Annotated in this window: 30 protein-coding genes; 5 read left to right on the plus strand and 25 right to left on the minus strand. The window is 68.9% G+C overall.

Annotation, left to right across the window (positions count from 1 at the left end; genetic code table 11):
* The first annotated feature begins 125 nt into the window (after window positions 1-125).
* Window positions 126-536 carry a GreA/GreB family elongation factor gene (locus KZX42_RS07115; RefSeq protein WP_248118402.1) on the plus strand — a complete coding sequence of 137 codons (411 nt, stop codon included), beginning with the start codon at window positions 126-128 and terminating at the stop codon, window positions 534-536.
* Between the two features lie 78 nt (window positions 537-614).
* Here KZX42_RS07115 and ftsH read toward each other — a convergent pair whose 3' ends face one another.
* The 5 genes from ftsH to tolB all read right to left on the minus strand — a co-directional run bounded on the left by ftsH (window position 615) and on the right by tolB (window position 6972).
* On the minus strand, window positions 615-2573 hold the full coding sequence (ftsH, locus tag KZX42_RS07120) for an ATP-dependent zinc metalloprotease FtsH (protein WP_248118404.1): 1959 nt from the start codon (window positions 2571-2573) through the stop codon (window positions 615-617).
* Window positions 2570-3937, minus strand: coding sequence for a tRNA lysidine(34) synthetase TilS (gene tilS / locus KZX42_RS07125; protein WP_248118406.1), 1368 nt, complete (start codon window positions 3935-3937; stop codon window positions 2570-2572). The genes ftsH and tilS overlap by 4 nt, the downstream gene beginning before the upstream one ends.
* A complete protein-coding gene (locus tag KZX42_RS07130) occupies window positions 3925-4773 on the minus strand; it encodes a tol-pal system protein (protein ID WP_248118408.1) in 849 nt (282 codons plus the stop codon). Before KZX42_RS07130 ends, tilS begins: the two co-directional genes overlap by 13 nt.
* A gap of 109 nt (window positions 4774-4882) precedes the next feature.
* A complete protein-coding gene (pal, locus tag KZX42_RS07135) occupies window positions 4883-5449 on the minus strand; it encodes a peptidoglycan-associated lipoprotein Pal (protein WP_248118410.1) in 567 nt (188 codons plus the stop codon).
* Between the two features lie 143 nt (window positions 5450-5592).
* Entirely contained in the window at window positions 5593-6972 is a 1380-nt protein-coding gene (gene tolB / locus KZX42_RS07140; protein ID WP_248118412.1) for a Tol-Pal system beta propeller repeat protein TolB, read from the minus strand.
* Between the two features lie 141 nt (window positions 6973-7113).
* Here tolB and KZX42_RS07145 point away from each other — a divergent pair, with 141 nt between their 5' ends.
* Window positions 7114-7341, plus strand: coding sequence for a CopG family transcriptional regulator (locus KZX42_RS07145; RefSeq protein ID WP_248118414.1), 228 nt, complete (start codon window positions 7114-7116; stop codon window positions 7339-7341).
* A gap of 3 nt (window positions 7342-7344) precedes the next feature.
* Here the strand turns inward: KZX42_RS07145 and KZX42_RS07150 are convergent, their stop codons facing one another.
* The 19 genes from KZX42_RS07150 to KZX42_RS07240 form a co-directional block, all read right to left on the minus strand.
* Complete coding sequence (locus KZX42_RS07150) at window positions 7345-8268, minus strand: cell envelope integrity protein TolA (RefSeq protein ID WP_248118416.1); 924 nt, start codon at window positions 8266-8268, stop codon at window positions 7345-7347.
* 4 nt (window positions 8269-8272) lie between these two features.
* Window positions 8273-8728, minus strand: a complete 456-nt coding sequence (gene tolR / locus KZX42_RS07155) for a protein TolR (RefSeq protein ID WP_248118418.1) — start codon at window positions 8726-8728, stop codon at window positions 8273-8275.
* A 3-nt stretch (window positions 8729-8731) separates the two neighbouring features.
* Window positions 8732-9484 (minus strand): protein TolQ, encoded by a 753-nt coding sequence (tolQ, locus tag KZX42_RS07160; protein ID WP_248118420.1) that lies wholly within the window; start codon window positions 9482-9484, stop codon window positions 8732-8734.
* A 166-nt stretch (window positions 9485-9650) separates the two neighbouring features.
* Window positions 9651-10364, minus strand: a complete 714-nt coding sequence (locus tag KZX42_RS07165; protein ID WP_248118422.1) for a CPBP family intramembrane glutamic endopeptidase — start codon at window positions 10362-10364, stop codon at window positions 9651-9653.
* An 82-nt stretch (window positions 10365-10446) separates the two neighbouring features.
* Entirely contained in the window at window positions 10447-11526 is a 1080-nt protein-coding gene (locus KZX42_RS07170) for an AraC family transcriptional regulator (protein WP_248118424.1), read from the minus strand.
* Between the two features lie 41 nt (window positions 11527-11567).
* Window positions 11568-11999 carry a hypothetical protein gene (locus KZX42_RS07175; RefSeq protein ID WP_248118426.1) on the minus strand — a complete coding sequence of 144 codons (432 nt, stop codon included), beginning with the start codon at window positions 11997-11999 and terminating at the stop codon, window positions 11568-11570.
* A 203-nt stretch (window positions 12000-12202) separates the two neighbouring features.
* Window positions 12203-12655: a tol-pal system-associated acyl-CoA thioesterase gene (ybgC, locus tag KZX42_RS07180; protein WP_282438847.1), complete on the minus strand. Its 453-nt coding sequence runs from the start codon at window positions 12653-12655 to the stop codon at window positions 12203-12205.
* Between the two features lie 26 nt (window positions 12656-12681).
* Window positions 12682-13056 (minus strand): hypothetical protein, encoded by a 375-nt coding sequence (locus KZX42_RS07185; RefSeq protein WP_248118428.1) that lies wholly within the window; start codon window positions 13054-13056, stop codon window positions 12682-12684.
* A 3-nt stretch (window positions 13057-13059) separates the two neighbouring features.
* Window positions 13060-14532 carry an alpha/beta hydrolase gene (locus KZX42_RS07190; protein WP_248118429.1) on the minus strand — a complete coding sequence of 491 codons (1473 nt, stop codon included), beginning with the start codon at window positions 14530-14532 and terminating at the stop codon, window positions 13060-13062.
* 77 nt (window positions 14533-14609) lie between these two features.
* Window positions 14610-14885, minus strand: a complete 276-nt coding sequence (locus KZX42_RS07195; protein WP_248118431.1) for a BrnA antitoxin family protein — start codon at window positions 14883-14885, stop codon at window positions 14610-14612.
* Window positions 14878-15126, minus strand: a complete 249-nt coding sequence (locus KZX42_RS07200; RefSeq protein ID WP_248118433.1) for a BrnT family toxin — start codon at window positions 15124-15126, stop codon at window positions 14878-14880. The genes KZX42_RS07195 and KZX42_RS07200 overlap by 8 nt, the downstream gene beginning before the upstream one ends.
* Window positions 15123-16154: a Holliday junction branch migration DNA helicase RuvB gene (gene ruvB / locus KZX42_RS07205; RefSeq protein WP_248118435.1), complete on the minus strand. Its 1032-nt coding sequence runs from the start codon at window positions 16152-16154 to the stop codon at window positions 15123-15125. Before ruvB ends, KZX42_RS07200 begins: the two co-directional genes overlap by 4 nt.
* A 139-nt stretch (window positions 16155-16293) precedes the next feature.
* Window positions 16294-16911, minus strand: a complete 618-nt coding sequence (gene ruvA / locus KZX42_RS07210; RefSeq protein ID WP_248118437.1) for a Holliday junction branch migration protein RuvA — start codon at window positions 16909-16911, stop codon at window positions 16294-16296.
* Window positions 16908-17426, minus strand: coding sequence for a crossover junction endodeoxyribonuclease RuvC (ruvC, locus tag KZX42_RS07215; protein ID WP_248118438.1), 519 nt, complete (start codon window positions 17424-17426; stop codon window positions 16908-16910). The genes ruvA and ruvC overlap by 4 nt, the downstream gene beginning before the upstream one ends.
* A 58-nt stretch (window positions 17427-17484) precedes the next feature.
* The gene (locus KZX42_RS07220; RefSeq protein ID WP_248118439.1) at window positions 17485-17841 is read right to left on the minus strand and encodes a hypothetical protein; all 357 of its coding nucleotides are present in this window, start codon (window positions 17839-17841) and stop codon (window positions 17485-17487) included.
* Between the two features lie 18 nt (window positions 17842-17859).
* Complete coding sequence (locus KZX42_RS07225) at window positions 17860-18378, minus strand: hemerythrin domain-containing protein (RefSeq protein WP_248118440.1); 519 nt, start codon at window positions 18376-18378, stop codon at window positions 17860-17862.
* 77 nt (window positions 18379-18455) lie between these two features.
* On the minus strand, window positions 18456-18734 hold the full coding sequence (locus KZX42_RS07230) for a type II toxin-antitoxin system RelE/ParE family toxin (RefSeq protein ID WP_248118441.1): 279 nt from the start codon (window positions 18732-18734) through the stop codon (window positions 18456-18458).
* Window positions 18731-19009 (minus strand): hypothetical protein, encoded by a 279-nt coding sequence (locus KZX42_RS07235; RefSeq protein ID WP_248118442.1) that lies wholly within the window; start codon window positions 19007-19009, stop codon window positions 18731-18733. The genes KZX42_RS07230 and KZX42_RS07235 overlap by 4 nt, the downstream gene beginning before the upstream one ends.
* Window positions 19010-19055: 46 nt before the next feature.
* Window positions 19056-19829, minus strand: a complete 774-nt coding sequence (locus tag KZX42_RS07240; protein WP_087120598.1) for a YebC/PmpR family DNA-binding transcriptional regulator — start codon at window positions 19827-19829, stop codon at window positions 19056-19058.
* A gap of 140 nt (window positions 19830-19969) precedes the next feature.
* Between KZX42_RS07240 and KZX42_RS07245 the strand changes: the two genes are divergently transcribed.
* Both KZX42_RS07245 and KZX42_RS07250 read left to right on the plus strand, forming a co-directional pair.
* Window positions 19970-20170 (plus strand): hypothetical protein, encoded by a 201-nt coding sequence (locus KZX42_RS07245; protein WP_248118443.1) that lies wholly within the window; start codon window positions 19970-19972, stop codon window positions 20168-20170.
* Between the two features lie 148 nt (window positions 20171-20318).
* Complete coding sequence (locus KZX42_RS07250) at window positions 20319-21353, plus strand: hypothetical protein (protein WP_248118444.1); 1035 nt, start codon at window positions 20319-20321, stop codon at window positions 21351-21353.
* 20 nt (window positions 21354-21373) lie between these two features.
* Here the strand turns inward: KZX42_RS07250 and KZX42_RS07255 are convergent, their stop codons facing one another.
* Window positions 21374-21808, minus strand: coding sequence for a thioesterase family protein (locus KZX42_RS07255; RefSeq protein WP_248118446.1), 435 nt, complete (start codon window positions 21806-21808; stop codon window positions 21374-21376).
* A gap of 109 nt (window positions 21809-21917) precedes the next feature.
* On the opposite strand from KZX42_RS07255, the gene KZX42_RS07260 reads away from it, so the two are divergent.
* The gene (locus KZX42_RS07260; protein ID WP_248118448.1) at window positions 21918-23048 is read left to right on the plus strand and encodes a zinc-dependent alcohol dehydrogenase family protein; all 1131 of its coding nucleotides are present in this window, start codon (window positions 21918-21920) and stop codon (window positions 23046-23048) included.
* Window positions 23049-23057: the final 9 nt, after the last annotated feature.

The following is a 23057-nucleotide window of genomic DNA, read 5'->3' on the forward strand; positions in this document are numbered from 1 at the left end:
GGCTTCTGACCCGGAACGGCTGCGTGCCTTTTGCCCGTTCCGGGCGACGATCTGAAACTTCTTCTTCCCGCCGCCGACGCCGAACGCGCGTGTGGCGGCGCATGCCCCTTTTGAGAGACATCCCCATGGCCAAGTCCAATCTGCCCGTCCGCCCCGACATCTTCCTCAGCGCCGAGGACCACGACGCCCTGTCCCGCCTGGTCGGCGACATGCCCGGCGAGGGCGTGGCGGGCATGCTTCAGGAAGAGCTGGAGCGCGCCGTCATCTGCGAATCCGGCGACCTGCCCAAGGGCGCCGTGCCGCTGAACCGCTGGCTCCACTACGTCGACGGCCGCAGCAGCGACCCGCGCCGCATCCAGATCGTCCTGCCGAAAGACGCCGACATCGACGCGGGCAAGGTTTCGGTCCTGTCCCACGTCGGCGCGGGCCTGATCGGCCTGGTCGAAGGCCACACCATTTCCTGGAGCGACCCGTCCGGCGCCGAACGCAGCCTGACCCCGGTGATGATCGAGGACGCGGAAATCCTGCCCGCCTGATCCCTGCCGCCGCTCATGAAAAACCCGCCGGGAGATCGCTCTCCCGGCGGGCTTTTTCATTCCGAACCGAATGCCGGTTCAGTGAACCGTCGGCACGCTGGTCGCGGCGGGCTTGGCGACGGGAACCTCGATCTCGGTCCCGTCCGACACCGGCGTCACCGGCACCGAGACCGAAGGTCCGGCGTTGGGGAAGTTGTTCTCGTCGCGGTTAGGCGCGACGCCCTTCTCCAGCAGGTCCTTGATCTCCTCGCCCGACAGGGTTTCGTACTCCAGCAGGGCCTGCGACAGCTTTTCGTGATGATCGGCCTTGGTCGTCAGGATGTGGCGCGCTTCGTCCCAGCCCGAGGCGACCAGGCGACGGACCTCCTCGTCGATGGTGCGGGCGGTCTCCTCGGAGATGTTCTGGCTGCGCGCGACCGAATGGCCCAGGAAGACCTCTTCCTGGTTCTCGCCATAAGCCACCGTGCCCAGCTTCTCGGAGAAGCCCCAGCGGGTGACCATGGCGCGGGCCAGCTTCGTCGCCTGTTCGATGTCCGACGACGCCCCAGAGGTGATGTTCTCCTTGCCGAAGATCAGCTCTTCGGCCACGCGCCCGCCCGCCATGATGGCGATCCGGTCGATCATCTGCTGATACTTCATCGAATAGCGGTCGCCTTCCGGCAACTGCATCACCATGCCCAGCGCCCGGCCGCGCGGGACGATGGTCGCCTTGTGCACCGGGTCCGCCGCCTTGACGTTCATGGCGACGATGGCGTGACCGGCCTCATGATAGGCGGTCAGGCGCTTTTCTTCCTCGTTCATGGCCATGGAGCGACGCTCCGAACCCATCAGCACCTTGTCCTTGGCGTCCTCGAAGTCGCGATGCGTGACCATGCGACGGTCCTTGCGCGCCGCCGTCAGGGCGGCTTCGTTGACCAGGTTGGCCAGGTCGGCGCCCGAGAAGCCGGGTGTGCCGCGCGCGATGGTCTTCACATTCACATCGGCGGCCAGGGGCACGTCCTTCATATGGACGCGCAGGATGCGTTCACGGCCCGAGACGTCGGGGTTCGGCACCACCACCTGACGGTCGAACCGGCCGGGACGCAGCAAGGCCGGGTCCAGCACGTCGGGACGGTTGGTCGCGGCGATCAGGATGATGTTCTCGGACGCCTCGAAGCCGTCCATCTCGACCAGCAGTTGGTTCAGCGTCTGTTCGCGCTCGTCATTGCCGCCGCCCAGGCCGGCGCCGCGATGGCGACCCACCGCGTCGATCTCGTCGATGAAGATGATGCAGGGCGCATTCTTCTTGGCCTGTTCGAACATGTCGCGAACCCGCGAGGCGCCGACGCCGACGAACATTTCGACAAAGTCCGAGCCCGAGATGGAGAAGAAGGGCACGCCCGCCTCGCCCGCGACCGCGCGGGCCAGCAGCGTCTTGCCGGTGCCGGGAGGGCCGACCAGCAAGGCGCCCTTGGGGATCTTGCCGCCCAGACGCTGGAACTTGCCCGGATCCTTCAGGAAGTCGACGACCTCCTGCAGTTCGTCCTTGGCCTCGTCCACGCCGGCGACGTCCTCGAACGTCTTGCGGCCCTTGTGCTCGGTCAGCAGCTTGGCCTTGGACTTGCCGAAGCCCATGGCCCCGCGCGCCCCGCCCTGCATCTGGCGCATGAAGAAGATCCAGACCCCGATCAACAGGGCGATGGGCAGGATGCCCAGCAGCAGGCTCATCCAGATCGACTGGCCGCCCGACTTGGCGTCGATCTCGACCCCCGCCTGCAGCATGTTCGCCATCAGCTGTTCGTTCGGATAGACGGTGGTGGAGGTGAAGCGCTGGCCGTTCTTCAGCTCGCCGTTCACCTTGTCGACCCGCACCGTCACCTTCTTGACGTCGCCGGCGTTCACTCGCTGCACCAGTTCGGAATAGCTCATGATTTCGGGCCGTCCGCCCGCAGGCTGACCGGCCATGCCGTTCATCGCGCCGCCTTGGGACAGGGCCGCATAGCCCGCCAGCAGCGCCAGAATGATCACGCCGGTGATCGCCAGATTACGCAGGTTCATTGAGGTCCTCGGTCGTCCGCCGCCCCGCTCGGGCCGACGGTCTGGATGTGTCTGTCTGGGAAAATAGGAGGTTCCATGGCGTTATGCCATCGCGGGGCTGAAATCAGGTCGTCTTCGTGCGTCGTTTCGTCCAGCGCCAGCCTGAGCCGTTCCGCGACAAGCCCGCGCCGTTCGACCCCCGCCCCTGCAAGAACCGGTCCCGGCGCCCCGTCCTTGACGAGCACCGGCCAGGCCGCCCGCGCCTGCGGCGACAGCGGGGCCAGCGCCGCCCGGTCCGCGTCCGACAGCTGCGACAATCGCCCGCGCCCCGCGACGACCGACCAGCCCGGATCGGCGGCGACGAAGGCGAACCGTCCGTCCCACACCGCCTCCGCGCCCGGCGTCAGCCTCAGGGGCGCCGCGCCCTTTCTCGCCATCTCGCCCGCCTCCCGCACCAGGCTGGCGGTCTCGCCCCCAGCCGTGATCCGCGCCCCGCACAGGGTGGCGGTGAACGCCTCGCCGGCCCGCAGCCGCCGGATCAGCGCGGCCAGCCGCTCGCCCCTCGGCGGCGTCGCCCCGCCCCCGACGCAGACCAGGGCCGCCGCCAGGGTTCGCGCCGAAACATCGCGCGACGCCTCGACCACCGCCTCGCCGACCCTCTTCAGCCCCTCCGCGCTCGACGCCGCCCGCGCCTCGGAGAGCGGCTGCCGCTCAGCCCCTCCGGCGGCCAAGGCCTGGCGCGCCCGACTGCGGCCATAGCGCGGATCGGCGTTGGCGGGGTCCTCGATCCAGTCCGCCCCCTGCCCCCTCAGCCAGTCGCGCAAGGGGTCGCGCCCTTCGTCCAGCAGGGGTCGCAGCAGCATCAGCCCCCGCCCCTCGGGCCAGACAGGCGACGGCGACCATTCGCGCACCCGTCCCAGCGTCGCCCCTTCCCGCCGCATCAGATCGGCCTCGGCGATGTCGTCGGCCGTGTGGGCGAACAGCACCACCCGCGCCCCCGCCGTCCGCGCCGCCTCGGCGATCAGCCGATGGCGCGCCGACCGCGCCGCCGCCGTCAGTCCCGTCTGGGGCTTGTCCCCGTCCCAGCGCAGGCCGCGCCAATCTCCCCCGACCGCCCGCGCCGCCTGTTCCGCAAAGGCGTTCCAGCGCCCGCTTTCGGGGTTCAGCCCATGATCCACGCTGAGCGCAAGAAGGCGCCGCCCGCGCGTCTTCGCCCATTCGGCCGCCAGCCGCAGCAGGGCGATTGAATCCCCCCCGCCCGACAGGGCCAGGACCAGGGGCTGCTCGACATCCCGGCTCAACCGCGCATCCAGCCGTGTCAGGACGCGCGCGGCCAGTCCCCCCTCGCTCCCATAGCTCCCGTCTTCGGACGTCAGGCGGCGCACGCGCCCGTGGTCCGCAGCTGAGCCGCGCGGGCCTTCTGCGGATCGGACGCCGAGGGCGCATAGCGGCGCGTGAACTCGGCCAGGGCCGCGCACCCTTGCGGCTTCCTCTGGGTTGAAAACAGCGCGTCGGCCAGTTTCAGCGTCGTATCCGCCGCCCAGCCGATGCGCGGCCAGTCCTTCAGCGCGGCGGCGTAATAGGGCACGGCCCCCGCCTTGTCGTTGGCCGCGACCCGCAGGTCGCCCAGGCGCGAGTTGGCTTCACGCGATTGCGGCGTGTCGGGCCAGGCTGCGATCACCGTCTCCAGCGCCCGCTCGCCGCGCGGCTTGTCGGTCGCCAGCAGGGCGACCGCCGCCGCCAGATCGCGCGTCGCGTCGCCGGTGGGCGAGGTCGCCTCGATCGGCGCGTTCAGTTCGGCCTGGGTCTCCAGCTTCTGGATGCGGGCCTCGGCGTCTCTCAGCCGGGTCTGCAGGGCCTGGTTGTCCCGCGTCGCCTCGTCCAGTTGGAAGGTCAGCCGCTCGTTGTCGCCGTTGATGCGGCGAACCGTGGCCTCCAGGTCGCCCAGGCGCCGATCCATCAGGGCGAACTGCCCCTGCAGCGTCACCACCTCCGGGTCCGGCTCGACCAGCACCGGCTGACCGGCGGCGTTCCTCTGGGTCAGCGCCCGCTCCAGCCGGCGCACGTTGCGATCCAGCTGGTCCAGGCGGCGGTTGTCCCATTCGGTCCGCTCCATGATGTTGGGCTGGGCCTGCTGGGCGACGGCGCCGCCGCCGATCAGCAGCACCCCGACGGCGGCGGCGACGATGGCGTGGGCGCGAGAGATCGAGAGCTTGGTCATCCGTCTAGCTTTCACCGATTTGGGGCCGCCGCAAGGCCCAAGCGCCGAAACGAAAAGAGGCGCCGGCTTTCGGTCGACGCCTCCCTTCAGATCAGTCGTCTTTCGCCGATTAGCGCGGCGCGCCCGACACGATGGCGGTGTGGGCGTTGCGGTTGCGGGCGAAGGCGTCCTCGTTGGAGCCCTCCGCGATCGGCCGCTCCTTGCCGAAGCTGATGGTGTCGATCCGGCCGGCCGGGATGCCCCGATTGATCAGATAGGTCCGCACCGACTCCGCGCGGCGGGCGCCCAGAGCCAGGTTGTATTCGCGCGTCCCGCGTTCGTCGGCGTTGCCTTCGATGCGGACCGTCACGGACGGATAGCGTTGCAGCCACTGAGCTTGGGCGTCCAGACGCGGCATGGCCTCGGGGCGGACCTCATAGCTGTCCAGGTCGAAATAGATGCGGTCGCCGACGTTGACGACAAAGTCCTGCTCGGACCCCGGCTGGGCCGAGCCCAGGCCGCCGCCCGTCACCGGGCCGGTCGGGGCGGTCGGATAGGCCGGGCCGGTCGGCGCGGTCGAGGTTCCATCGTTCGGGCCGGGCACGCCGGTCTCGACCGGGGGCTTGCGCGTGCAGGCGGCCATCGCCGCCACGGCGCAGCCGACCATCGCCAGTTTGAGGATGCGTGAAGTCTTCATGGGGTCGTCTCCTGACGTGTCGTTTCTTGCAAGGGGGCGGGCCTCAAGCTTGACGTTACTGTCTGCCTCGGGCGCCCTTGGGACGCCAGAGGCGATAACGCAGTATTGAGACTTATGGCTCCGCCGTGATCGAGGACGGGCCTTTAGGCCGGGCAGCTGTCGGCGCCCTGGCCATAGCCCAGATTGCTCGGCGGCCGGTCCAGCAGGGGCGACCAGGCCGGATCGGTGCCGCGCCCGTTATAGCCCGCCTGCGACACCACCCGGCCCGACAGGTCCACGGTCCACAAACGGGTGTCGCCGCCCGGCGTCTGGCGCGCGAACATCACATATCGGCCGTTGGGCGCCCAGTTCGGCCCCTCCTCGAAGTAGCTGGAGGACAGGATGCGTTCGCCCGATCCGTCGGCGTTCATCACCCCGGTCGAGAACCGGCCCCCGCCCTGTTTGGTGAAGGCGATCAGATTGCCGGTCGGGCTCCACGACGGCGCCGTATAGATGCCGCCCCCGCGCGAGATCGGCCGCTGGCCCGATCCGTCCGCGCGCATGACATAAAGCCGCGCCGAACCCGAACGGTCCGAGGTGAAGACGATCTGGCTGCCGTCCGGGCTGAACGAGGGCGAGGTGTCGATGCCGGGGTCGTTGGTCAGGCGGGTGATCTGACGGCTTCTCAGGTCCATCACATAGACGTCGGTATTGCCGCCCCGGATGATCGAAAACGCGATCTTGTTGCCGTCGTTGGAGAAGCGCGGCGCCAGCACCTGCCCGTCGAATTCGCCCAGGCTCTCGCGCCGGCCGGTCGTCAGATTATAGAGGTAGATGCGGCTGTAATCCTTGCCCAGCGCGACATAGGTGATCTCGTCCGGCTGCGACAGCGAGAAGCGCGGCGACATGATCACCTCGTCCCCTTGCGTCAGATAGGTCGGGTTGAACCCGTCCTGGTCGGCGATGGTCAGGCGGTTGATCCGGTTCAGCGCCGAACCTTCCTCGGACACGAAGATCACGCGGGAATCGAAGAAGCCCGCCTCGCCAGTCATCCGCTGATAGATGACGTCGGAAATCTTGTGCGCGATCCGGCGCCACTGTTCTTGCGTCGCGGTGAACTGATAGCTGACCAGCTGGCACTGGCGATACGGATCATAAAGGCGGAAGCCGACGTCCATCCGCCCGTCGCCGCGCATCGTCACCCCGCCGTACAGCACCGCCTGCGCCCCGATCTGGGTCCATTGCGGAAAGTTCGGCGCATTGGCGAGGGTCAGGCCGGTCTCGATGAAGCTGGCCGGGTTCAGCGGCTCGAAGAAGCCCGACCGCCGCAGGTTCGCGCTGACCACGCTGGAGATGTCCGACCCATGCGTCCCCGCGAACGGCACGACCGCGATCTGCAACGGCCGCAGCACGCCCTGGTCGATCTCGACCTCGACCGGCTGGTTCTGACGCGCCGGCGTGGCCTGCGAGGTCTGGGCCGCCGTCGTCAGCGGCGCCGCCATCGCGACCGCCGCCACGGAGGCCAGAAGAAGGTTCAGACGCATCGAGTGCTCCCACAAGTCTCAAAGGATCGCCGCCCCTTATCGCCGGGCCGTTCGACTTTCGCCAGCTTGACGGCGAATGGGGCGACTTTCGGGACGGAGCAGGCATCTTGGCGTGAGCTTTCAGCATGATAGTCTGACGCCATGCGCACGACCCTCAACCTTGACGATGATGTGCTGAGCGCGGCCAGAGCCATGTCCGCTCGCACCGGCCGTCCACTTGGAAAGGTCGTTTCCGACCTGGCGCGAGAAACGCTGGAAGCGGAGACGCCGACGGTGGAGTTTCGCAACGGCATACCGCTCTTGCCTAACCGCAAGGGGGTTGTCGTCACGACAGAGCATATCAATGCGCTTCGCGAGGCGTTGGACTGACGCTCACCGATTTCTGCAGGCCCTTTCGGTGTTGAACGTCGGTCGATAGACGCCGCCGGGGAAACCCTGCGGCACGTCGAAGGGCGCGGTCTGGCGCAGGGCGCGCAGGGCGCCGTCGGCGGCGGCCCGATAGACGTTCGAGGACTGGGCGTTGATCAGGTTGGGGCCGCTGGTGATGCGCCCGTCCGCCGACAGGGTCAGTTCGACCTGGATCCTCAGCTGGTCCGCCCCGGGAATGTCGCAGGGCAGAATCCAGTTCGGATACACCTGGTTGAAGATGGCCGTGATCTGCGGCCCGGTCGCCTGGGACGCCGCGCCTGCCCCCTGCTGACCCGTAGCCGGGCGTCCGCGATTGTTGGTCGGGCGTGTCGGGCCGGCCAGGGCGTCCAGATCCAGGCTGGGTTCGGTGCGCTGCGGGGCCGGGCGGGCGGGCGCGGGGTTGCTGGGACGCGGCGTCGGCTGGGCCTTGGTCGGCGGCGAGGGCGCGGGCGCAGGCGGCGTGGGCCGGGGCTGCGGTCGAGGCGGCGTGGGGGTCGGACGCGGGGTCGGCGTGGGCGTCGGACGGGGGGTCGGTGCGGGCGTGGGCGCCGGCGTGGGACGCTGCGGCGTCGGCGTGGGGCGCGGTTGGGGCTGCGGTTGCGGACGCGGCTGGGGCGGCGTGGGCTGGGGCGGCGTCGGTTCGGGCGTCGGCGGAACCGGATCAGGCTGCTGCACCGGCGCGGTCGCGGCGTCGTCGGGCGAGGGTTCGGGCTGCGGATTGTCGGCCGGCGCGGCCTGGACCACCTCCTGCGACACGATGGTCACGGGCACCGAGGCCACCAGCGGCTTTTCCTCCTCGGTCCTGTGCGAAAACGTCACGAAGGCGAGCGCGATCACCCCGGCGTGCAGGGCGAGGGATCCGAGGATGGCCGGGCTCGGACGACGCAAAGGCTCAGGCCTCCGGCGCCGTGTCGGTGATCAGGTTCAGCTTGGTGAAGCCCGACGCGCTCAACCGCGCCATCACCCGCGCCACGGCCTGATAGGGCGCGCGCCCGTCGGCCCGCACGAACACCGGCCGCTCGGCCGCCTTGTCCGCGCCGCCCGCCTCGGTCTGCAGGCGCGCCGACAGCTGGTCGAAGGCCGTCTCGCTGTCGCCCACGAAGATGGCGCCCTGCTGGTCGATGCTGACCGACAGGGGTTCGGACTTGGTCTCGACCGCGCTGGCTTCGGTCTTGGGCAGCTCGACCGGCACCCCCACCGTCAGCAGGGGCGCCGAGATCATGAAGATGATCAGCAGCACCAGCATCACGTCCACCAGGGGCGTGACGTTGATCTCGGTCAGCGGGCCTTTGCGCCCGCGCCGACCCCGACGCCCGCCGCCGCTCGAACCACCACCGCCAAGCGCCATGGCTCAGCCGCCCCGCTTCAGGCTGAGGTCGGAGGCCGGCGGGGGCGGAGGCGGCGGGGCCGACGGCGCGCCCAGCCGGCGCGCGACCGCAGCCTGCAGGTCGTCGGCGAACGCCTCCAGCCGGCCGGTGAACTTGCCCGCGTCGATGGAGAATTTGTTATAGGCGATATAGGCCGGGATCGCCGCCGCCAGGCCGATGGCCGTCGCGAACAGGGCCTCGGCGATGGCCGGCGCCACCGTCGTCAGATTGGTGTTGCCCGCCGCCGCGATCCGCCCGAACGCATTCATGATGCCCCAGACCGTGCCGAACAGGCCGATGAAGGGCGAGGCCGTGGCCACGACCGACAGCACGCCCAGGCCGTTCTCGATCCGCTGGCTCTCGCGCGCGATCAGGCTGTTCATCGCCTTGTCGATCCGCACCATCAGAAGGTCGCCCTGGTGCTCGTTCAGCGCCCCGCGCTGCCGCGCCTCGCGCCAGTCCGACAGGGCGATGGCCAGCATGCGCGGCAGGGCGTGGTCCGGCTCCGGCCCGGCCTGGGCCGACACCTCCTCCAGCGACCGGCCCGACTGCACCGCCTTTTCGAATTCGTCGGCCTGTCGGTTCAGGGCGGTGAACCGCACCGCCTTGTCGATGATGATGGTCCACGACCAGATCGAGGCCGCCGCCAGGCCGATCATGACCGTCTTCACCACCCAGTCGGCGGTCATGAACAGCTCGACGGGGTTCATCATCGAGGCGTCGACGGGCAGGGTCATTCAGGCGCTCCGGGCGGATTCGGGATCGGTCACCTCGTCTTCGACCCAGCCGACGTGACCATTGTGTGGCGTCCGGCCCGTTTAACGACGACCCGACCGCCCGTCATCTGACAGGCGCGTCATAAGGGTTAACAGCGGGTTACCGCACGTCCGATCCCTATGCCGCTCAGGCGATCAACGAAAACGAATTGCCGAAATTGTGCAGCAGGACGGGCAGCAACAGGCTCCCGGTGCGCAGGCGCAGCCAGACGGCGATGAACGAGGGCAGAGCCGTCAGCGCCATCGTCATCGGATCGAAAGAAAAGGACCCGTTCGAGAAGCCGAAGGCGTGCGCCAATCCAAACAGGGCGCAGGACAGGACAGCGCCCCAGCTCCAGTCCACGCCGAGGAACCGCTTCGTCCCGGTGAACGCCTGGCACAGGGCGAACAGCAGAACGCCGCGATAGAAGGGCTCCTCCTCCAGGCCGGGCAGGGTCAGTTGGAACGCGACATCCTCGCCTGTGGCCGGCCCGCCAGGAAAGACCAGGGCGATCGCCACGAAGAAGGCGCAGTAGAGCACGGCGACCGGCAGGGCCGCCTTCAGACTGCCGGTCGCCTGGGTCAGGGTCAGACCCGCGCGGCGCCATCCGAACGCAGGCCATGCGGCGATGGCGAGGGTGGCGGCCAGCGCCAGCAGCTTGCCTTGCCAGTTCCAGGCTCCGCCGATCATGTCCGGCAGCCGGCCGTAGAATCCGGTCAGCAGGGCGTCATTCACAGCGACCAGAACCGCCGCGACGACCAGCCACCGCATCGAAAAGCGACGCCGGTCCAGCAGCCCTAGCACCGTTCCGACTCCCAGCAGCAGCACCAGCACGCCGCCCAAACCGATCAATCCATTCATACGTCCACCTCGTTTCCGTTCGACGGCGGCGGACTATCGGCGCGGGCCGCGGGCGTCTTCTCAAAACCCGGCTTTTCGCCGCTCAAAAGCGGGCGACGTCCGGTGCGGTGGGAACCTCGGCCTGCCGGGCGGCGGCGCGATACTGGCTGGGCGCGCATCCCTCAATCGCCCGGAACGCGCGGTTGAAGCTGGCCAGCGAGGCGAATCCGCTGTCCTGGGCCACGGCGATCAGCTTGTCGTCCGCCCGCGCTTGCGCGCCCAACAGACGCCGGGCCTCCGCGACCCGATAGTGGTTCAGGAAGCTGCGGAAATGGTCATGTCCCAGCTCGCGGTTGATCAGATTACGCACGGTGCGCTCCGGCGCGCCCATGCGGGCGACAAAGGCCGCGAACGTCAGGTCGGCGTCCAGAAAGACCCGCTCGGTCTCCATCAGACCTCTCAGGCGGCGATGCAGCGCGTCGTCGCGGTCAGGCGCCGATCGCGGCGGCGTCCTGTCCGCCGCGCCGAAGGTCAGTACATCGGACCGCACGCTCAGCAGCCGTCCCGCCAGCCACAGGCCGAACGCCAGCACCGCCAGATTCTGCCCCATGGCGAAGGCCAGCGGACGCCAGGCGAAACCGAACAGCACGTCCGCCGTCAGGTCCACGCACAGCATCCCGCCCAGCAGCACCGCCACCATGATGCGCGCGTCGTGGCGCCGCTGGATCAGGTCGCCCTGACGCTCAGCCAGCAGGCGCCAGACCATATGGCCGACGATGGCGAACCCCAGCGGCACCAGCACGACCGACCAGCTTGTCTGCGCCAGCGCCTTGCCGAGAAGCCCCCGGTCCATCGCGGCGATCAGCCCCCACGCCAGGCCGACGCCCAGCACCCCGCCCTTCAGCCGGAACCGGCTGTCGAAACACGACAGGCAGAACCACCACAGAAAGACGACGGTGAAACCGCTCAGCATATTGGCCATCGCCCCGACCGACCCGCCGGGGCTCATCGTCGTCAGCGGCGTATTGCCGACCACGAAACCGGCGACGCACGCCGCCAGGGGCGCGAACAGGATGGCGGGCAGCCCTAGCCGCCGCCGATGCCCCAGCATCAGCCACCCCAGCAACAGGATCGTCACCGCCGCCCCGGCCCGGATGGCGACGTCGATTGAGCCGATGATCATGGCGTCACATCAGGCGACGGCGCGTCGGGGGGAGTGTTCAGTCACTCCGACGCTGGCCGCCGCGTCGGATCGACGGCGACCGACACCGGGGCGCCGACGCTGATGATGACGCCTTCGTGGCCTTCCTTGGCGATGGAATAGGTGGCGGCGTCCCTCAGCAATTGTTCCTCGCACTGACGGTCGCCTGGGCGGCCCAGTTCGGCGCAGCCGCGCCTGGCCGCGTCGGTCCAGCCCAGCACCCGGCGCGTCGCCGCCTCGGCGCGCTTGATCGCCGCCTCGTCTTCCGCCGCCGCCTGGGCGATCAGCGCCTGACGCGCGCCCTGCTGGTATTGCAACTCGGCCTGGCCCGCCATCTTGCGCTCCCAGACCTTGTAATAGGGGCAGCCCACCAGCCCGCCGCCGACCAGCAGCAATGCCAGCAGCCCCGACACCACGACCGCGCTGGCCGACATGCTGTAGGTTTCGTTCGCCATGATCTTTCCCCACGTTTCGCGGTGATTTTAGAGCAATCGCCGAGACCCGACAGCCCTCTCTTTCCGCTCATCCCGGCGAAAGCCGGGACCCAGGTCTTTCGCAGAGAGGGTGCGTCGGATGACCACCGACTTTTGATCTCATGCAACCTTCGCCCAAAGCACTGGGTCCCGGCTTTCGCCGGGAGGAGCGGGATACGAGGGTTCTACCCCGCCCCCGCCAGCCACGGCGTCACCTTTTCGACCAGTCCCTTCGACGGTCGGCGCGGGCGGCCGTCCAGGTGGATGCACACCGCCGTCACCTCGGCCCGGCACAGCACCTCGCCCGCCCGCTCCACGCTCTGGCGGATGATCAGCCGAACGCCCTTCACCTGCTCATAGACGGTGCGGACAACCAGGGCGTCGTCGATGCGCGCGGGCTTCAGGTATTTGATGTTCAACTCGGACACCACGAAGGCCAGCGGCTCGGCTTCCTCCAGCAGATCGGCGTGCCCTACCCCGATGGCGCGCAGGAAATCGGACCGGCCCCGCTCGAAATACCGCACATAGTTGGCGTGATAGACCAGGCCCGTGAAATCGGTGTCCTCGTAATAGACGCGCACCGGCAACAGATGGTCGCGCCCCTCGAATCGGCCGGCGGTGGGAAGGTCGATGCTCATGACCGCAATCTAGCGCAACCGACGCCTCAGCGCGCCCCCGCCGGCGCGCCGGTGAAGCCGGGGCAATAGCGCAGCCGCATCTCGCGGAACTCGGTCGGCAGGGGGTCGTCGCTGAACAGGATGCGGTTGGGGATGGAGACGAAGGCCGTCGCCGGCCCGCCAGCGCGGCGTCCCAAATAGCCGCAAACCGCCCGCCTCTGGCCCGGTTCGGAATAGCGCAGCTCGGCCCCGCGCCCCGCCTGCATACGGATCTGACGCATCACCCGCTCGTTCGCCGGTTCGGGCGCCGGGGCGCCGCTCGGCCGCGTCGCCAGCCACACCCCGCCCGCGCACAGCGCCAGCACCCCCGCCGCCGCGATCAAGGCCGTGGTCCGTCGCTGTTGGGAAAACCGCGCACGCATGGCCTATCCCGCCGAGGCGGCCTCGATGAAGTCCAGCGGCGTATCCGCCGCCGGCAGGCAGCTGCGATCCACCGGGGCGGACGGATCGCGCAGGAAGTCGCGCGCCATCTTTCGCGTGCAGGGGCTGGCGTTGATGACGCCGTGGGTGGCGTTGGTCACGATCACCACCTGGCTACGGGAATAGCCCTTGGCCGCCGCCTCGGTCAGGGGCGGGGGACAGCCGGGGTCGATCTCGGCGGCGACGAACAGGGTCGGGATGTCGGTCGTGACGGGCTGGTTCTCGATGGGCGCGGCCGGGCTCTCGCCCACCGCGTCGCACACGTCGAACAGGCGCGACAGCGACGGGACCAGCACCTCGGCCACAGGATCGCCCGCCGCCCCGGCCGCCAGCCGCGCCTTGGATTCGAACGGCAGTTCCTCCTTGCACAGATGGGCCATGTGCTGGCCTTCGGTGTAGTAGGTGCGGTCTTCCGCGATCTCGGCCACCGGCGCGAAATCGCCGGCGATGATCGCCTCCAGATCGGCCGGCAGCCGCCGCACCCCCGTCGCGCTATAGGTCGTATCCATCAGAAACGCCGACAGGTCGTCGACGGTGAAGGTGCGCCCGTCCTTGCCCGTGACCGGCCCGGCCAGCCATTTTCGCGCCTCGGACTCGAACCGCGCCTGCAGGTTCGGATGTCGCGCCGCGCACGCCGCCTGCGCCTGGCATTTGGCCAGGATCAGCCGCACCGCCGCCGACACCTGCTCGGGCGTGCCGACGGCCCAGGCGCCCTCGGGCGGCCAGGGGCTGTCCATCACCGCCGCCCGCACGATCTGCGGCTGGTGGGTGATCACCGCCGCCTCGATGCGCGGCCCGTATGAGCCGCCCCACAGGTCGATCCTGTCGTAACCCAGCGCGTGGGCCAGGTCGCGCACGTCGTCGGCGATGACGGCGGCGTTGTACTGGTTCAGGTCGATCCCCTTGGCCTGATAGGCTTTCAGACAGGCGATCAACCCGTCGCGGTCGACGTCCGACGGCGGCCCCGCATCGGTCAGCTGAACCCCCGGACAGTCCATCGACGGATCGCCCCGCCCCCCGCCGCGCTGGTCGAACAGGACCACGTCCTGATCCACCGCCATCAGGTCCGGCCGCCGGGCCAGCGCGCGCAGCATATTGCCGACGCCCGGCGTCAGCGCTCCGCCCGGCCCGCCGTGAAACATGAACACCGGCGGCAGCGCCCGGCCTGAGGCGTCCTTGAACGGCTGGCTGGCCTTCAGCACCACCACCGCCACCTCGATGCGACGGTCGCTGGCCGTCCCGCGCGCCTCGTCCACCGTCAGGGTTCCGCACGTCGTCTTGCGCACGTCGGCGGGCCAGTCGGCCGGACAGGGCTTTTCGGTGAAGACGGGCGCCGCCGCGCGCGCTGGCGTCGGCGCCGCCAGGCCGCCCCACAATCCAAGGCTCAAAACCAATGCCGCGACAGGACGAAAGATCATGGGGCGCTCCGATGCCGCGCCAGCAAACGCCGATCCGCCCCGGCTTGGCAACGCCTATTCGAACAGGGGGCGGGAGATCAGGCCGCGCGCTTGCGCCGCGCCGCGTCCGTCAGGGCCTGCGCCATCCGTTCGCGCCAGTCCTCACCCTCCTCGGCGAAGGCCTTGATCGTCTCCGCCGACAGCTTCAGCGCCACGTCCTGCTCGGCGGTCAGCCGGGCGTAGAGGTCCGGCATGGCCTCGCGCAGAGGCTGGGCCTTGGCGAAGTCCTCGTCGGTCCATTCGGGATTGTCTGAATCGTCGATCTCGACGTCCGCGTAGTCGTTCGGATCGAGGCTGAGTTTGGGATCAGCCATAGCGTTTGCACTCCCTGGCGTTCGCTCTGGCCCTCAACGTCCCGTCCCGGAAGGTGAAGGCCAGCATATGCAGCCGCCCGTCCAATATACCATAGGCGCGCCATCGTGGCTCGCCGTAATCCTGGCGGTCGTCGGCAAGGACGGCGGCGGCGTGAAGATCCATGTCGGCCGCCCGCGCCAGCGACAATCCATGCTTGGCGCGATTGCTCGCATCCTTGCCTGGATCGAAGCCGATCCTCATTCGAACAGGTCGCCCGGCACGGGGCCGGCGGGGGGCTGCTGCGGCGCGCTCAGCCCCAGATGGGCGTAGGCCTTGGCGCAGGCCACCCGGCCGCGCGGGGTGCGCATGATGAAGCCCTGCTGCAGCAGATAGGGTTCGATCACGTCCTCGACCGCGTCGCGCGCCTCGGCGATGGCGGCGGCCAGGGTGTCCATACCCACCGGCCCCCCGCCATAGTTCTCGATCAGCGCCTTAAGGAACCGGCGGTCCAGGCTGTCCAGGCCGGATTCGTCCACCTCCAGCCGCGCCAGCGCCCGGGCAGACGCCGCCTTGGTGATGGTTTCGCAGCCGTCGGCGTCGGCGAAATCCCGCACCCGGCGCAGCAGCCGTCCGGCGATTCGCGGCGTGCCCCGCGCCCGGCGCGCGATCTCCAGCGCCCCGCCCTCGTCGATGCCCGCGCCCATCTTGCGCGCCGCGCCCCGCACCACGGCGGTCAACTCCTCGGGGCTGTAGAACTCCAACCGCAGCGGAATGCCGAACCGGTCGCGCAGCGGCGTCGCCAACAGGCCCGCCCGCGTCGTGGCGCCGACCAGCGTGAACGGCGCCAGGTCGATCCGCACCGACCGGGCCGACGGCCCCTCGCCGATGATCAGGTCCAGCACATGGTCCTCCATGGCCGGATACAGGATCTCCTCGACCTGGGGGCTCAGCCGGTGGATCTCGTCGATGAACAGGACGTCGCGCGGCTCAAGATTGGTCAGGATCGCCGCCAGATCGCCCGCCTTGGCCAGGATCGGCCCCGACGTCGCCCGGAACCCCACCCCCAGTTCGCGCGCCACGATCTGCGCCAGCGTCGTCTTGCCCAGGCCCGGAGGCCCGAACAGCAGCACATGGTCCAGCGCCTCGCCCCGCCCGCGCGCCGCGTCGATGAAGACCTTCAGATTGCCCTTGGCCTGCGACTGGCCGACGAACTCGGACAGGGTCTGGGGCCGCAGGGCGCGGTCATAGGCTTCGCCGGTCTCGGCCTCGGGGGAAATGATGCGGGTCATGGCTGATCCGAGTGGCGAGTGGCGAGCGGCGCGTTGCGAGTGGAACGTGAGCGCGGAGGCGAGCGAGGTGCAGGGACGGCGACATCACAGCCCACCTCCCGCTCCCTGGCAGTCATCACCCCTCGCCGCTCTCTTCGCCTCACCGTCCCAACTCCTGCAGGGCCGCCCGGATCACCGTCGACAGTTCGGCCTCTTCGCCCAGCCGGATCAGGGCCTGATCGACCGCCCGACGCGCATTGACCTCCACCACGCCCAGGCTCAGCAGGGCCGACACGGCCTCGCCGGTGATCGACGGCGGGGGCGGCGCGATCTCGACGTGCATCCCCGGCGCGTGCGGCGCAAAGCTGACGTCGCCCAGCGGCTTGCCCTTCAACTCGGTCACGATCCGCAGCGCCAGTTTCGGACCCACGCCGTTGGCCCGGGCCACCGCCGCCTTGTCCTCGCGCGCCACCGCCCCCGCCAATTCGCCGGGCGGCAGCACGTCCAGCACCGCCAGCGCGGCCTTGGGCCCCACGCCCTGAATGGCCAGCAATGTCGTGAACGCCCGCCGCTCGTCGCGCGTCAGAAAGCCATACAGGCGCGGCCCCGCATCCTCGCTCCATTGCGAATGGATGTGCAGCGTCGCCTCGTCGCCCGGCGCCGGCAGCCGTCCCAGCGTCCGCGCCCCGCACGCCGCCACATAACCCACGCCCCCGCAATCGATCAGGCATTCCGCCTCTCCGACCTCGGCCAGAACCCCTCTCAGACGACCGATCACGCCGCCCCCCGATGCATCGCTTCCAACAGGTTCCGTTTCCTCAACTGCGCATGGGTGATCGCCACCGCCAACGCATCGGCCGCGTCCGCCTTCACCTCGCCCGCCGCCGGCAACAGCCGTTTGACCATGAAGGCGATCTGGCTCTTGTCGGCGTGGCCCGCGCCCACCACCGCCTTCTTGATCAGGTTCGGCGAATATTCCGCCACAGCCAGACCCGCCTTGGCCGGCGCCAGCATCACCGCCGCCCGCGCATGGCCCAGCTTCAGCGTGGAGGCCGGGTTCACATTGACGAACACCTCCTCCACCGCCGCCTCGTCGCAGCCGTGGGCGGCGCACACCGCCCCCACATGGTCCAGCAGATGCACCAGACGCTCGGCGAAGGGCGCGGCCTCGGGCGGCGTCACCACCCCATGCGCGATCCAGCGCAGCCGCGCGCCCTCGGCCGCGATCACGCCCCATCCGGTGCGCCTGAGACCCGGGTCCAGCCCGATGATTCTGATCGGTTCGTTCGCCATCCGTTCCCCTCATGCCGCAAAGAGGGTTAGCGGGCAATGAACGGTTTCGGATCGGCTCTCAGCGCTGCATCCGCAAAGGCCGCCGAGGCGCAGCGTCCTGCGCCGGCGGCTCCGGCGAGACAGACTCGACATCGACCGTCGCGACATCCCTCTCCACCGGCAGGGGTTCGGCCGTCGGTTCGGAGATCACCGGCGGCGGCTCCACGACCTGGGTTTTTGGCGTCGCCTCCTGCCGCTCGGTCGTCACGGCCGTCTGCACCCGCGTCACCAGCCAGGTCGTAACGGCGGCGGCGCACAGCAGGACGACGATGGCCCCGCCCCATGCGCCGGCCTTGACCCAGGCCCAGCGCGCGCCCTCCACCGGGGGCCCCGCCGCGCCGGGCAGATCGGTCCTCGGATCGCGCGCCTGCTGCATCGTCCGTCGCTCCCGGCCTCAGCCGTGATTTTCGATATAGGTTTCGGGGTCCTTGTTGACCGGCTTGACCCCGGTGATGTGCTCGGCCTCGAAGGCGGCGAACTTGACCGCCAGGTCGTGGCGCATGTCGATGTCGGCGTTCATGCGGAAGTCGGTCAGCCCCTGCCGCTCCTCCTCGCCCATGTGTTTGGAGTTGACCACATTGGCCTCGCCCACCGCCTCGAACCAGGCCTTGGACCCAACCTCGTGCTTTTCGACCGCCTTGACCGCATCGCGCAGCTTGTTGTGGTCCTCGATGGCGTCTTCGGTTTCGCCCTCGACCGTGCCGTCCTCGGCGTCGTTGGCGCCCTCGCCCTGTTTCAGCAACTCGGGATAGAAGAACCGCTCCTCGGCCTCGGCATGGACGTCAAGGAAAGCCGACAGCCGGCCCCACACCTTGGTCAGGGCGTCCGTGTCCTTGGGATCGATCTGTTCGATGATCGAGAACAGCCGGCGCTGTTCGGCATGGTCGTCGAGGATCAGCTGGGTGATGTCCATGGGGCGCTCCGGGCGTAATGGTGAAGCCCCGATACGCCCCACACCCCGGCCGGTTCCGTGCGAACGACTCGCTGCTGTCAGGCCAACGGTTCGCGCGCGCCGTGCCAGAGACGGAGGATCGTGACCGCCTCGTCGCCGACCGCATAAACGATCAAATAGGGCGTGCCCAAGACGGTCAGTTCGCGCGTCCCGGCCTGGCGTCCCTCCCGGCCGCGGTTCGGCATGTCGCTCAGAGTGCGCGCAGCCTCGATCAGGCGATCCTGCACCCGTTCTGCTGCTGAAGGATTATCGGCGGCGATGAAGGCGTAGGCGTCGAGCAAGTCGGCCAGCGCCTCGTCGGTCCAATCGACCCTCATCCCCTGCGGGCGGCCCGCTGCGCAGCAAGCGCTGCGACCACCTCTTCGTGCGAGTGGACCCGGCCTTCCCCCAAGGATTTCAACCCCTGCTCCACGGCCGCCGCGAAGGCCGCCTCCTCGTCTGCCGAGACGAAAGGCGCGGCCTCTTCTTCCACCGCCATGTCCAGCACCGCCATGGCGACGATGTCGTCGATCGGCGCCTGCCGGGCGTCCGCCAGGGCGTCCAGCTTGGCCTTGACGTCCTCATCCAGGGCGATGGTCACGTGCACGGTCATGCGGGGACCGTATCACAGCCCCCAGGGGCGTGAAACGCGCCGCCCGTCACCCCGCGTATTTGGCGGCGTCCTCGTCCGAGACGTCCTCGTTGGAGTAGACGGCCGACACGTCGTCCTCGGCGTCCAGCGCGTCCAGCAGCTTGAACAGGGTGCCCACGGCCTCGCCGGTGACCGGCACGTCCGACTGCGGCTTCCAGACGATGGCGGTGGACTTGGGGTCGCCCAGCACCTTGGACATGGCCTCGGCCACCTCGTTCAGGTCCTCGTAGGCGGTCCAGATCACGTGGCCCGGCGCGTCCTCGTAGATGTCGGGCTTGACCAGGTCGCTCTCGACGTCGGCGGCGCCGGCCTCGATGGCGGCCTCCATCACCGCGTCCTCGCTGCCCGCCTCGGCCGGATAGGTGATCTTGCCCACCTTGTCCCACATGAAGGCGACCGAGTTCATCTCGCCCAGCGCCCCGCCGTTCTTCTTGAAGGCCGTGCCGATGTTGGAGGCCGCGCGGTTGCGGTTGTCGGTCAGGGCCTCGACGATGATGCCCACGCCGCCCGGACCCCGCCCTTCGTAGCGGACCTCCTCCATCGTATCGACGTCGCCGCCGGCGGCCTTGTTGATGGCTCGCTGGATCACGTCCTTGGGCAGGCTTTCGGCCTTGGCGTTGTTGACCGCCAGGCGCAGGCGCGGGTTGGCCGCCGGGTCGGGCAGACCCGACTTTGCCGCCACCGTGATGTCGCGCGACAGTTTGGAGAACAGCTTGGAGCGCTGCGCGTCGGCGCGCCCCTTGCGGTGCATGATGTTCTTGAATTTCGAGTGGCCGGCCATGGGATCGTCTTTTGCGCGTTCTGAAACCTTGAGCCGCGCGTCCTAAACGATGGGCGGCATCCTGTCACGATGGCTCTCGGGGGTGGAACCTCCACCGTTTGGGCGTATTGATCCCGGCAAGAGAGACGGAGCGTAAAGTCATGACCGCCGACGACACCATCTACGAAGCCGAAGGCTATATGGACGACGACCTGCACGAGGCCGACATCGTCGAATGGTACGAGGCCCGCCCCGTCACCGTCTCCACCGCCGTCGCCGCCGGCGCCGTCATCACCGCCTTCACACTGGGCGCCCTCACCGCCGTCGGCGCCCTGTTCCTGGTCGGCCGCCTGGACGACTGAGGGCCGCGGCCTGCGCTACGCCTCTCGTGGGGCGCAGGTGCTTTGGCGATCAGGTAAGCAGGATCTGACGCTACGCCTACATGACGTTCGGCCAGCGATGTGATGGGTAACCTGGTGCGACGTTTGCATTTCACGCTAGGGTCGCATGATGCGCATCCTGACCCTTTTTTGCTTGATCGTGTTCAACGTCAGCTCAGCAGCGGCCCAGGATTCGTCGTCGCCACCGAACGATCCTGTCCTTGGCGCGCGGCTTGTCGAAGGCGTCGCCACCGCACATCGGCTGTGGCTTAGAAGTGCGTCCGGAGCTGTTGTCGCTTTCGACCGAGCCAACGGCGAGCGGCGCATTGTGGTCGAGCAAGGCGCGGCGGATTTGCTGCGCGATTCGGGTCGAACTCTTATCCTGAAATCGGATGGCGCAACGCCGAGCCGTTTTTCTGTTTTTGATCCGGAAACGGGCTTCTCCCTGACGCCAGCGCTTCGCGCTGACGCCCTCGGCCTGCTACGTGTCGGGCCTGACTGGGTCGTCGTCACAAAGGACGCCCTTTATCGGAGCGACGGCGGTCGTTGGCGCAGGCAGGCCATAGAGGGCTCTGGGCGCCGTTTTGGCGTCAGAACCATGGCTTCGACCCCCGACAGGTCGATCTACATCGGCTTCAACTATGGGGAATGGGGCGGCGGACTTTGGCGGATCGCCCCGGGCTCATCGAAGATGGTCGAAGTCCGCAAGGTCGATAACGATCCTTGCCACGGCCCGCTTGCGGCTGAATGCGATCCGATCACCGGTCTCGTTCCCGACGTCGACCATCCCGGATGCCTTCTGGCGTCCATCGGACTGGATCATATGTTGTCCCACGGTCGGCTCATGCGCATCTGCGGTGATGAAGCGACGCTGGTGTTCAGTCGCGAATTGGACGCTCTTCCGGGTTCGATCGAGGCGTTCGCTCACAGCACATGGCCCTTGTTCGGACTGGCCGCGACACCGGACGGATGGCTCGCCATCGCGCCAGGGAAGGTGTTTATTTCGAGCGGCGGCGAGGTGCAGACCATCGATATGCCCAAGGCTACGCCCTTTGCGGATATTCAGGTCTCGCAGGTCGGCCAGGTTCTGATCCTGCCGACGGACGTCAACTGGGGCATGTCGCTCAGCGGCTATACGCCGATGCTCGTTCCGGTCACCGACTAAAACGCTTGAGGTCACCGCCCTCAATCCGCCCGCAGGTTCTCCACCACCGCGCGCAGGCGTTCAGGCAACGGCTTCGGCCGGCGGGTTTCGGCGTCGACATAGACGTGGACGAAATGGCCGATGGCGGCAGGCACGTCGACGCCGCGCTTGAACACCGCAAAGCCGTAGCTGACGCTGGAGGTGCCGATGCGGTCGACCTTGATCCCCACCTCGATCACGTCGGGGAACTTCAGCGACGAGGTGTAGCGACAGCCGGAATCGACCACCAGGCCGATGGATTCGTTCAGGGCGTTGGCGATCAGCAGATGGGCGTTCACCGCCGAGTCCACGAACTCGTAGAATTTGGCGTTGTTGATATGGCCGTACTGGTCGTTGTCGGCCCAGCGGGTGGAGACCATGTGATAGGCCTTGTAGGTCGCCCTTTGCGCCAGGGCGCCCTCGTCACGTTTCGGCATCGTCGTTTCCTCGGCGACGCGAACCGTCGCTCTCGATCACGACGCTCTCGCTTGGACGACGTTAGGTCAAGCGCCTATCGGTAGGTTGCTGATGACGAAGGCTTGAAGCATGACCCTCACGACCCGCGCCGCCGTCCTGTCGCAGATGGGCGCCGCCCTGCCCTACGCCGACAGCCGCCCCCTGTCGGTCCAGACCGTCGCGCTGGACCCGCCCGGCCCGGGCGAGGTCTTGGTCGCCATCAAGGCCGCCGGCCTGTGTCATTCGGACCTTTCCGTCATCAACGGCGACCGTCCCCGCCCCCTGCCCATGGCCCTGGGGCACGAGGCTGCCGGGGTGGTCGAGGCCCTGGGCGAAGGGGTCGCCGACCTCGCCATCGGCGATCCCGTCGTCATGGTCTTCATGCCGTCCTGCGGCCATTGCGACCCGTGCGCCGGCGGACGTCCGGCCCTGTGCGAGCCCGGCGCGGCCGCCAATGGCCGGGGCCAGCTTCTGTCCGGCGCCCGCCGCATTTTCCGCGAGGGCGAGCCCGTCAACCACCACCTGGGCTGTTCCGCCTTCGCCGAACACGCCGTGGTCTCGCGCCGCTCGCTGGTGAAGATCGACCCCTCCCTGTCCTTCGAAGAGGCGGCCCTGTTCGGCTGCGCCGTCCTGACTGGCGTCGGCGCCGTGGTGAACACGGCGGGCGTCAAGGCGGGCCAGAGCGTCGTCGTCATCGGCCTGGGCGGCGTGGGCCTCGCCAGCGTCCTGGGCGCGCTCGCCAGCGGCGCTTCGCCCGTCGTCGCCGTCGACCTGTCCGAAGACAAACTGGCCCTGGCCCGCACCCTGGGCCCGGTCGTCACCGTCAACGCCGCCGCCCCCGATGCGGTCGATCAGGTCCGCGCCCTGACGAACGGCGGCGCCGACTTCGCCTTCGAAATGGCCGGCTCGGTCCGGGCGCTTGAGGCCGCGTGGAAGATGACCCGGCGCGGCGGAACCACCGTCACCGCCGGTCTGCCGCCGCCCGACGCGGCGCTGGCCGTCAACGTCGTGTCGCTGGTCGGCGAGGAGCGCACGCTGAAGGGCTCCTACATCGGAACCTGCGTCCCCAGCCGCGACATCCCCCGCTACGTCGCCCTCTACCGCCAGGGCCGCCTGCCGGTCGATCGGCTGATGAGCGGCGTCATTCCCCTGGACGACATCAACACCGGCTTCGACCGCCTCCACGCCGGCGAGGTCGTGCGGCTGGTCGTACGACCGTGACGACAGTGT

This window comes from Brevundimonas sp. EYE_349 (assembly GCF_023147505.1).
Taxonomy (GTDB): domain Bacteria; phylum Pseudomonadota; class Alphaproteobacteria; order Caulobacterales; family Caulobacteraceae; genus Brevundimonas.

Excerpts from the sequence above, each read along its gene's own strand:
- KZX42_RS07115 (WP_248118402.1), top strand. The coding sequence starts at position 126 with ATGGCCAAGTCCAATCTGCCCGTCCGCCCCGACATCTTCCTCAGCGCC.
- ftsH (WP_248118404.1), bottom strand. The coding sequence starts at position 2,573 with ATGAACCTGCGTAATCTGGCGATCACCGGCGTGATCATTCTGGCGCTG.
- KZX42_RS07130 (WP_248118408.1), bottom strand. The coding sequence starts at position 4,773 with ATGACCAAGCTCTCGATCTCTCGCGCCCACGCCATCGTCGCCGCCGCC.
- pal (WP_248118410.1), bottom strand. The coding sequence starts at position 5,449 with ATGAAGACTTCACGCATCCTCAAACTGGCGATGGTCGGCTGCGCCGTG.
- tolB (WP_248118412.1), bottom strand. The coding sequence starts at position 6,972 with ATGCGTCTGAACCTTCTTCTGGCCTCCGTGGCGGCGGTCGCGATGGCG.
- KZX42_RS07145 (WP_248118414.1), top strand. The coding sequence starts at position 7,114 with ATGCGCACGACCCTCAACCTTGACGATGATGTGCTGAGCGCGGCCAGA.
- tolR (WP_248118418.1), bottom strand. The coding sequence starts at position 8,728 with ATGGCGCTTGGCGGTGGTGGTTCGAGCGGCGGCGGGCGTCGGGGTCGG.
- tolQ (WP_248118420.1), bottom strand. The coding sequence starts at position 9,484 with ATGACCCTGCCCGTCGACGCCTCGATGATGAACCCCGTCGAGCTGTTC.
- KZX42_RS07165 (WP_248118422.1), bottom strand. The coding sequence starts at position 10,364 with ATGAATGGATTGATCGGTTTGGGCGGCGTGCTGGTGCTGCTGCTGGGA.
- KZX42_RS07170 (WP_248118424.1), bottom strand. The coding sequence starts at position 11,526 with ATGATCATCGGCTCAATCGACGTCGCCATCCGGGCCGGGGCGGCGGTG.
- KZX42_RS07175 (WP_248118426.1), bottom strand. The coding sequence starts at position 11,999 with ATGGCGAACGAAACCTACAGCATGTCGGCCAGCGCGGTCGTGGTGTCG.
- ybgC (WP_282438847.1), bottom strand. The coding sequence starts at position 12,655 with ATGAGCATCGACCTTCCCACCGCCGGCCGATTCGAGGGGCGCGACCAT.
- KZX42_RS07185 (WP_248118428.1), bottom strand. The coding sequence starts at position 13,056 with ATGCGTGCGCGGTTTTCCCAACAGCGACGGACCACGGCCTTGATCGCG.
- KZX42_RS07190 (WP_248118429.1), bottom strand. The coding sequence starts at position 14,532 with ATGATCTTTCGTCCTGTCGCGGCATTGGTTTTGAGCCTTGGATTGTGG.
- KZX42_RS07195 (WP_248118431.1), bottom strand. The coding sequence starts at position 14,885 with ATGGCTGATCCCAAACTCAGCCTCGATCCGAACGACTACGCGGACGTC.
- KZX42_RS07200 (WP_248118433.1), bottom strand. The coding sequence starts at position 15,126 with ATGAGGATCGGCTTCGATCCAGGCAAGGATGCGAGCAATCGCGCCAAG.
- ruvB (WP_248118435.1), bottom strand. The coding sequence starts at position 16,154 with ATGACCCGCATCATTTCCCCCGAGGCCGAGACCGGCGAAGCCTATGAC.
- ruvC (WP_248118438.1), bottom strand. The coding sequence starts at position 17,426 with ATGGCGAACGAACCGATCAGAATCATCGGGCTGGACCCGGGTCTCAGG.
- KZX42_RS07220 (WP_248118439.1), bottom strand. The coding sequence starts at position 17,841 with ATGCAGCAGGCGCGCGATCCGAGGACCGATCTGCCCGGCGCGGCGGGG.
- KZX42_RS07225 (WP_248118440.1), bottom strand. The coding sequence starts at position 18,378 with ATGGACATCACCCAGCTGATCCTCGACGACCATGCCGAACAGCGCCGG.
- KZX42_RS07230 (WP_248118441.1), bottom strand. The coding sequence starts at position 18,734 with ATGAGGGTCGATTGGACCGACGAGGCGCTGGCCGACTTGCTCGACGCC.
- KZX42_RS07235 (WP_248118442.1), bottom strand. The coding sequence starts at position 19,009 with ATGACCGTGCACGTGACCATCGCCCTGGATGAGGACGTCAAGGCCAAG.
- KZX42_RS07240 (WP_087120598.1), bottom strand. The coding sequence starts at position 19,829 with ATGGCCGGCCACTCGAAATTCAAGAACATCATGCACCGCAAGGGGCGC.
- KZX42_RS07245 (WP_248118443.1), top strand. The coding sequence starts at position 19,970 with ATGACCGCCGACGACACCATCTACGAAGCCGAAGGCTATATGGACGAC.
- KZX42_RS07250 (WP_248118444.1), top strand. The coding sequence starts at position 20,319 with ATGCGCATCCTGACCCTTTTTTGCTTGATCGTGTTCAACGTCAGCTCA.
- KZX42_RS07255 (WP_248118446.1), bottom strand. The coding sequence starts at position 21,808 with ATGCCGAAACGTGACGAGGGCGCCCTGGCGCAAAGGGCGACCTACAAG.
- KZX42_RS07260 (WP_248118448.1), top strand. The coding sequence starts at position 21,918 with ATGACCCTCACGACCCGCGCCGCCGTCCTGTCGCAGATGGGCGCCGCC.